We start from the raw sequence: 8,071 nt of genomic DNA, 5'->3' as shown, positions 1-8,071 counted from the left end.
CTGTTATCTATCTGTTCCTGGACATGCTCAATAATGTTGGCAATATATTTTTCATCATGAATTTTTTCAAAATGCTTTTTGGTTGCTACAGTTCCAGAGATAATGCATAGCATGGGATATTTTTCAGCTAAGGCAGACATTTTATCTTTTAAAATTGCCCTTATACCATTATCACAAAATCTCGATCCGGGCTCATTCATCGAGTTTAACACCAAACAGTTACGGCTCCTCTGCTTTCAGCCTGAATAACCATTTAAGATCTGGCTCAACCAGAAAATTAAATAATCGATGTGCCAGACGTGTAGAGAACAGAATGGTAGTAAGCATTGCTCCAAGAATCAATGCTGCAATATAAATTCCATTGTTATTTTGATAAACCCCAAAATCAATCATCATTAACAAAATAAATGCATGAAATAAGTAAGGATAAAGGCTTCGTTGTCCCCATTCAGAAACAACAGATTTTTTAGCGGAAACCAGAATTAGAAAACTCACACTAAATAGTACCGAAATCATCATCCAGAACGTTCTTAGAAACACTGATTTTAAAACTGTTGAATGATAAATAGAGTAATAAGGATATATAGGTTCAAACTGTTTTACGTTATTGGGTGATAATTGAACGATGAAATATATAATAAAGCAAATAATAGCCAATGCAGCTAACTTGCAGCCCTTATTCGCTTCTTTATCTTTAAAACGCTGTAATTTATAACCTAAAATAAATAATGGAAAATATAAAAAAGTGATGCCTAAAGCAAAGACATCTCCTATTTTTCCGCAAAATCCTATAAACACAGCGAAAGCTATTGCCGTAATCAAGGGAAACTTTAACTGTAAAAAATAAGGCAGCAATGTTCTCCATATTGCTAAAGATAATAAGTACCATAAAATGTAAAAAGGCTCGATGATCAAAAGTTTCGTGTTGTAATCACGAGCGAGATAAGAATAAATCAATTCAAATATAATGTAGGGCACAATTAAGATGCGAAGCATTTTAACCATAGAGCTATCAGTTATCCTGGCATGGCTGAATGCTCCAGAGATCAAGGTAAAACAGGGCATTGCCAGAAGTTGCAGACAAATGTACATATTTTGAGTAAATACAAATTTCTGCGTTAATAAACCTCTATGAGGAGAAATAAAATGAAGAAGCACCACACATAAGATTAAAAAAAATTTAGCATTATCGAATTTATAGTTTCTTAGTGTTGTGTCTCGCATGAATGCTCCAATACACCTCAGTGAGCGAACCCCTCTCCGGTGCTTGCCAGGTTATCCGTATTTATTTCAGGAAATAATCCATCAAAATAAAAAAGATAGCAAATAATAAAAGCTGCTGTATCTCGTTTAAGCGATTTCCAGGAAGACGAATTCTACGACCTCTGCAACGCTCGCGCCACAAAAAGAATCAAGGGAGCTACTCAGTGCATGAGCATCCCCCTGAATTCATAGGTTAAACGTCAATGAAGGACAAGGAATAAGTTACATTGGTGTCAATCCACTATCAGGAAATTCAACTGATTTCAGTGCATCATCCAAACAATTTGCAGTATCAGTATTCACTCGAATGGGAAGAAAACTTTGGGTATAAAGGGCAGCTAAAGCATAACCCATTCCCAGTGTCCCAATTGCAAATAATAAATTCGCCAATAGCTCCTTACATCCTCTATGCTTACTCAAAACACCTTGTCGCTGTTGCTGAATTTCTTTAATCGTTAGCTCTTTAAACGTTTTAAGATCCATCCACCCTTCTTTGTAAACGTGGGAAAAACCCGTTAGTTTATTAACTAACAGATATGCAGCACCATAGGCTTTGGTTGCATCTTCTTTACTGTCTTTTGGACAATTAAGATGAAACTCATCGCGCTTGCTCACTAATTGCTTTAATACCTTATCGAACGCCCTTAATTGTATATCCCGCTCTTTTTGTTGTTGAAGGGTTAATAGCTGTATCTTGTATGATTCTTCTGCCGCGTTTACAGCAATTTGAGGTTCAGAAATGTTCGAATCAGAAATTTTGCTTATAGGAACACTCTTGGATATAGAGCCTGAATCATCAATACCTTCTGTGGATATTGGTGACTCTTGGAGTTCTATAGATACTATTTGTTCTGAACTGTGATTATCAACCATAACATAAGCACCATGTGGATTATTTAAATCTTCTGCTTCTGTATCAGAGATCCATGACTCTGATATTTGTACCCAATCTTCTTGCTTTGAGCCAAGCTCCTTTTTTTTATTAAGCAGCCGATCAGCAAGCGCTAGTTCCAGATTGAGAATTTTATTATTAGCAGAATGATTTTTTGTCACATACCTTAGCGCAGCATTCTTATCAAGATTAATTTTATCAATATGCCGTACTAAAATATCTAATTGCTCCACATTGTTACAATGCTTCAATTCATGTTTCACTGTCTCAAGTTGTTTATACCATGCATCAAAGATTAATTGATCGATTCGTTTTGTTATTTTATTCAGTTGTTTTTGTATTTTACGATCAGTTTCTGTATGCAAAATAACGTCTTGATCTTTTATGGTTAAATTATAACGAGCAATAATCGCTTGCAGTATATCAAGACTGTGTGAATGTTTTAGCTCCTTTTTTATTCCTTCCATTTTTTTATAGAGGACTTCAAACGTTTTTTTATCATGTTTATTGACCTGTCGCATAATATAACTCCCTTTATATTAAAAAACCGGTTATAGATGTTGCTTTGAATAGATTATTTATTCCAGAGGGGAATACTGAGTATGCATTTTATTACTGACGATCCCACTATAATATGAGTTTGCACTTATTCATCAAGAATTACCATGTAATTCAGCTAAGGTGATATACTCGGTATTGCTGGATGCCGTGGGCAAGCCACGGCACAGGTGAATGATCACTTCAGTATGCGAACCATAGGAAGTATGGTCTTAATGATTCCAAAAAACTGTAAAATATAAATAATTAAAACGATTAATACCAACACATTTAGAAGACTTTTAATCGCCCCTGGCATGGGAATAAAGACATTGATTAACCAAAGACCTACACCAAAGACAATAATCAGCGCGATTAAATTTAATAGGTCGTTCATATACATCCTTATTTTTGTCAATCCATCAAAATTATAGCACAAAAAGCACCACAAGGTCTTTTTTTGACCACTTAAAACGTGGATTCAAATAGCTATTGATTCATTATTTTTTATCTTTCAATAAATCACGAATTTCCATTAACAGAACTTCGACAGAAGACAGAGGTGGCTCCTCAGCTTCTTCTTTTTTCTTTAAGAAATTAATGCATTTGATGACTAAAAAGATAGAAAGAGCGATTAATGTAAAGTCAATAATCGTTTGCAGAAAAGCCCCCCATCGTACAACCGCATCCCCCAAGGTAAACGCTTCCCCCTTGATGTTCACTCCACCTAATAATAATCCAATTAATGGCATGATGATACCATCAACTAAGGAACTGACTATTTTGCCAAATGCGGCACCAATGACAACAGCTACAGCCAGATCGACCACGTTGCCACGCATGGCAAATTCTTTAAACTCCTTAATAAAGCTCATTTTACTCTCCCTATAAAATAGATGATCACTCAGTTAGCGCTTATAAATCTAATGCCACTAAAATCAGTGTATTTCGTAATACAGTAATACTGTTTGGCAACGTAATCAACCACCAACTATCTCCATGCCCTCTCCCCAATCCTCTCCCGCGAAACAAAACCTTGAATACGTACTCATTTTCCTTGCGCGGGCGAGGGAGTTCTACACTTCAAAATCAAACTACTCCCCCTGCCATAATCATTCAGATTCACCCTCTCTGCAAACAAACCCCGAACACATACTCATTTTCCTTTCCGGGCGAGGGAGTTCTACACTTCAAAATCAAACTACTCCCCCAGCCATAATCATTCAGATTCACCTTCTCTGCGAACAACCCCCGAACACATACTCATTTTCCTTTCGCGGGCGAGGGAGTCTACACTTCAAAATCAAACTACGTCCCGACGATAACCTATCAATGCGCAGCAGGTTCTAAAGCACTGGTATCCCCCTCACCCGCGAAAGAAACCAGATAAGACTATGATAATGAACGCGGGAGAGGGTTGGGGAGAGGGTTGGGGAGAGGGTTGGGGAGAGGGTAACTAGCCAATACTTAATTAAGCTATCTACTGCGTCACCTGCATGCAAAAAAATTGGTATCTCTAGGGTCTGTTGACATTTCATTTTGGCCTAAAAATGAAATGTCAACAGACCCTAGCAGAGAAACTTAATCAAGAACCTTCGATCATCGCCTTGATTTCTTTAATTTTCCCATCCAAATCATCAGGAACGGCACCGCCACCTTGTGCCATATCATCACGGCCACCACCTTTACCACATAGGTGTCTCACTAGCATAGCGGCAGTTGGTGCTTTTCCTAAAATATTTTTACTGACTCCAGCAATTACATTCATTTTATTTTGATCAACGGCAAACAAAACAATAACTGCTGATTCCAGGCTGGATTTAAGTTGGTCCAGCGTCGTGCGCATGGCCTGACCGTCCACGCCATCCAATCGTTTAACCAAGAGATTAATTCCATTAATCTGTTCCACTTCACTTAAAAGATCAGTTCCCGATTTTTGTGCTTTCTCACTCAGTAATTTACCGAGCTCTTTCTCTTGTTTTTTATTATCTTGAATCAACTGAGTCAGTTTCTCAGGTAAATTAACTACAGTCGTTTTTAATAAAGCAGCAAGATCTGTTAAAAGTATCTGCTGTTCATTTACCCAAGCCAGGGCATAACTCCCGGTAACCAGCTCAATACGTCTGACGCCACTGGCAATCCCGTATTCCGCGACAATTTTAAATAAACCTATATCGCCAGTTCGACGAGCATGGGTACCACCGCATAATTCCTTGGAAAATTCGCCCATAGATAAAACACGTACTGCCTCTGCATATTTTTCACCAAATAATGCAACAGCACCGCTTTCTTTTGCAACATCAATATCCATCACCTGAGTGACGACTTCATTATTTGCTCGAATTTGCTCATTAACCAATAATTCAATATGTTGAATTTGTAATGGGGTTAATGCTTCAAAATGTGAAAAATCAAAACGGGCTCGTTCTGCATCAACTAATGAACCTTTTTGTTGTACGTGCGGGCCAACAACTGACTTTAAAGCAGCATGCAGCAAATGGGTTGCTGTATGATTTAAACGGATTGCATCCCTTCTCTTACCATCAATTTGAGCCTGAACAGTTACATTCAATGCTAATGAGCCGCGCTCAACCTCTCCATAATGCACTACAGCCTGGCCAATTTTTTGCGTATCATCTACGCGAAAACTGAATTCTTTCCCAATCAGGTAGCCTTTATCTCCAACCTGCCCCCCACTTTCGGCATAGAAGGCCGTTTTATCCAGTACCACAGCTCCTTTTGTGCCTTTGGTCAATTGACTAGCCTCAACACCATCTTGCAATAATGCAATAACAGTTCCTTCCATTGCCTCTTTGTCATAACCATGGAATTCTGACTGATGCTCCATGTGCACTGGAGCATGATAATCGGTAGTAAACTGACTCGCTGCCTGTGATTGTTCTCTTTGTTGTTGCATCAGATGATTAAAACCATCCATATCAACTTCTAAACCATTCTCACGAGCAATATCAGCAGTAAGATCAATAGGAAAACCATAAGTGTCGTAGAGTTTAAACGCTACCTGTCCGGACAGCTGTTTGCCCTTTAGCTCCTGCATATGCTCTTGTAATAAACGTAAACCTTGTTCCAAGGTTCGTGCAAACTGATTTTCTTCCTGTAACAATATCTTTTCAATATGGGTTTTAGAGCTAATTAATTCAGGATAAGCATCTCCCATCACATCAATTAAAGGCTGTACCAATTGAGAAAAGAATGGTGTAGGTAGCCCCAGTTTATTACCATGTCGTACAGCTCTTCTGATAATACGTCTTAAAACATAACCACGTCCTTCATTTCCTGGGGCAACACCATCTGCAATCAAAAAGGAGCAGGAGCGAATGTGATCGGCAATCACTTTTAAAGAAGTATGGTTAACATCTATTCCCGTACCTAATTTGGCAATTGCGTGAATCAAGTATTGAAAACTATCAATTTCATAATTGCTGTGTACTCCCTGGACAACAGCAGCAAGTCGCTCTAACCCCATTCCTGTATCAACAGATGGCTTGGGCAGCGGATGTAAAACGCCCTCTTTATCACGATTAAACTGCATGAACACCAAATTCCAAATCTCTATGTAACGATCACCATCTTCATCAGGGCTACCAGGTGGACCGCCCGCAATTTCAGGACCATGATCATAAAAAATTTCGGTGCATGGACCACAAGGGCCAGTATCCCCCATAGACCAAAAATTATCTTTTTCGCCGCAACGGGAAAAGCGCTCAGCGGAAACGCCCATTTCCTTTAACCAAATATCTTCAGCCTCTTGGTCGTCCTTATAAACAGTGACCCATAAACGCTCTGTTGGTAATTGCAGTACTTTAGTCAAAAAATCCCAGGCAAACTGAATTGCTTCTCTTTTAAAATAATCGCCAAAACTAAAATTACCTAACATTTCAAAAAAGGTGTGGTGACGTGCAGTATATCCTACGTTTTCCAAATCATTATGTTTACCACCAGCTCGAACGCAACGTTGTGCTGTAACCGCACGATGGTAAGAACGGGTTTCAAGCCCTAAAAATAAATCCTTAAATTGCACCATTCCTGCATTAGTAAATAATAACGTAGGATCATTAGCTGGTATTAAAGAACTTGAGTCTACTAATTGATGACCATGTTGTGCAAAATAATCAAAGAATGCCTTTCTAATTTCAGAACTTTTCATTTTCTACGACTTACCATTTTAAGTTAATTGAATTATTTCTATTAAAGCTTCGCTCATTTGGATAGAGCTCATCAAATGAGTTGTTGGGAGGTTATTGTTTTAATTAATAATTTTTTGATTCTACTCAAAATTTCTCGAAATAGAATCAAAAAATCACTTCAACTCCTTCATTACCTGAGCAATAATATCCATATTAAATCCACGATACAGCAAAAAACGTTGTTGCTTTTGAATTTCACTAAAAGTTAAATCTGTACGTCCCTTACACTTTTTATCCCAGACATCCAAAGCATAGGATAACCAATTATCCCGCTCCTGCACCAGCTCATGCATGATAAGATCGGAATCAAGCCCTTTATTTTTTAATTCCTGAATAATTTTTAATGGACCATAGCCTTGGCGTATCCGTGAGCGACTGTAATTTTCTATAAAACGGCAATCACTTTGTAAACCTAGACGTTGACACTTATCCAGGGCATCTTTAATTTCAGACGATTCAAAACCTTTTTGTTCTAATTTGTTACATAGCTCCATAGCGCCATGCTCACGCCTGCTGAGCAGGCGTACAGCGCTATCAAATGCTTTAGTCATCAATACTCTCAAAACTGTCTTCAGTTTCAGTAGCTGAGACCGGTGCCTTTTTTTCCAGTAATTCAGTACGAATTTGCTGTTCCAGTACCGCTGCAATTTGAGGGTTTTCTTTCAGATAAAGTCTGACATTATCCTTGCCCTGGCCAATTTTTTCTTGTTTATAACTATACCAGGCACCTGATTTTTCAATCAGATTCAACTGAACGCCCAGATTAATAATTTCGCTTTCACGAGAAATACCTTCGTTATATAAAATATCAAATTCAGTCATTTTAAAAGGTGGTGCCACTTTATTTTTAACCACCTTAACTCGAGTTTCACTACCTAATATTTCTTCGCCCTTCTTAATTGAGCCAATACGTCGTATATCTAAACGTACAGAAGCATAAAATTTTAGCGCGTTACCACCAGTTGTTGTTTCAGGGCTACCAAACATTACACCTATTTTCATACGAATCTGGTTAATAAAAATAACCAACGTATTAGAGCGTTTAATATTTGCCGTCAGTTTACGTAGAGCTTGTGACATTAATCGTGCCTGCAAACCAACGTGAGCATCGCCCATCTCACCTTCAATTTCAGCTTTGGGTGTCAATGCAGCCACAGAGTCAATGATGACA

The 8,071-nt window shown here is 38.2% G+C and carries 6 protein-coding genes and 1 pseudogene; all 7 read right to left on the bottom strand.

Going from position 1 to position 8,071, the window contains the following annotated elements; translation table 11 throughout:
• Positions 1-219: 219 nt before the first annotated feature.
• Positions 220-1,224 (bottom strand): acyltransferase family protein, encoded by a 1,005-nt coding sequence (locus tag Q0495_RS00070; protein WP_298621825.1) that lies wholly within the window; start codon positions 1,222-1,224, stop codon positions 220-222.
• A gap of 261 nt (positions 1,225-1,485) precedes the next feature.
• Positions 1,486-2,676: a hypothetical protein gene (locus tag Q0495_RS00065; protein WP_298621823.1), complete on the bottom strand. Its 1,191-nt coding sequence runs from the start codon at positions 2,674-2,676 to the stop codon at positions 1,486-1,488.
• A 215-nt stretch (positions 2,677-2,891) separates the two neighbouring features.
• Positions 2,892-3,089, bottom strand: coding sequence for a Thivi_2564 family membrane protein (locus Q0495_RS00060; protein ID WP_298621821.1), 198 nt, complete (start codon positions 3,087-3,089; stop codon positions 2,892-2,894).
• A 103-nt stretch (positions 3,090-3,192) separates the two neighbouring features.
• Positions 3,193-3,567 (bottom strand): large-conductance mechanosensitive channel protein MscL, encoded by a 375-nt coding sequence (mscL, locus tag Q0495_RS00055; protein ID WP_298621820.1) that lies wholly within the window; start codon positions 3,565-3,567, stop codon positions 3,193-3,195.
• Positions 3,568-4,277: 710 nt separating this feature from the next.
• Positions 4,278-6,860 carry an alanine--tRNA ligase gene (gene alaS, locus Q0495_RS00050; protein WP_298621818.1) on the bottom strand — a complete coding sequence of 861 codons (2,583 nt, stop codon included), beginning with the start codon at positions 6,858-6,860 and terminating at the stop codon, positions 4,278-4,280.
• Between the two features lie 153 nt (positions 6,861-7,013).
• Positions 7,014-7,451 carry a recombination regulator RecX gene (gene recX / locus Q0495_RS00045; protein ID WP_298621816.1) on the bottom strand — a complete coding sequence of 146 codons (438 nt, stop codon included), beginning with the start codon at positions 7,449-7,451 and terminating at the stop codon, positions 7,014-7,016.
• A pseudogene (locus Q0495_RS00040) lies at positions 7,444-8,071 on the bottom strand (DNA recombination/repair protein RecA); the annotation flags it as partial. The gene recX and the pseudogene Q0495_RS00040, both read right to left, overlap by 8 nt.

This window comes from uncultured Legionella sp., from assembly GCF_937871865.1.
Lineage (GTDB): Bacteria > Pseudomonadota > Gammaproteobacteria > Legionellales > Legionellaceae > Legionella.
Note: the sequence above shows the minus strand (reverse complement) of the source record. Positions and strands in the feature narration are given on the sequence as shown.

What these genes read in the sequence shown, in the direction of transcription:
- Q0495_RS00070 (WP_298621825.1), bottom strand. Translation starts at nt 1,224, where the DNA reads ATGCGAGACACAACACTAAGAAACTATAAATTCGATAATGCTAAATTT.
- Q0495_RS00065 (WP_298621823.1), bottom strand. Translation starts at nt 2,676, where the DNA reads ATGCGACAGGTCAATAAACATGATAAAAAAACGTTTGAAGTCCTCTAT.
- Q0495_RS00060 (WP_298621821.1), bottom strand. Translation starts at nt 3,089, where the DNA reads ATGAACGACCTATTAAATTTAATCGCGCTGATTATTGTCTTTGGTGTA.
- mscL (WP_298621820.1), bottom strand. Translation starts at nt 3,567, where the DNA reads ATGAGCTTTATTAAGGAGTTTAAAGAATTTGCCATGCGTGGCAACGTG.
- alaS (WP_298621818.1), bottom strand. Translation starts at nt 6,860, where the DNA reads ATGAAAAGTTCTGAAATTAGAAAGGCATTCTTTGATTATTTTGCACAA.
- recX (WP_298621816.1), bottom strand. Translation starts at nt 7,451, where the DNA reads ATGACTAAAGCATTTGATAGCGCTGTACGCCTGCTCAGCAGGCGTGAG.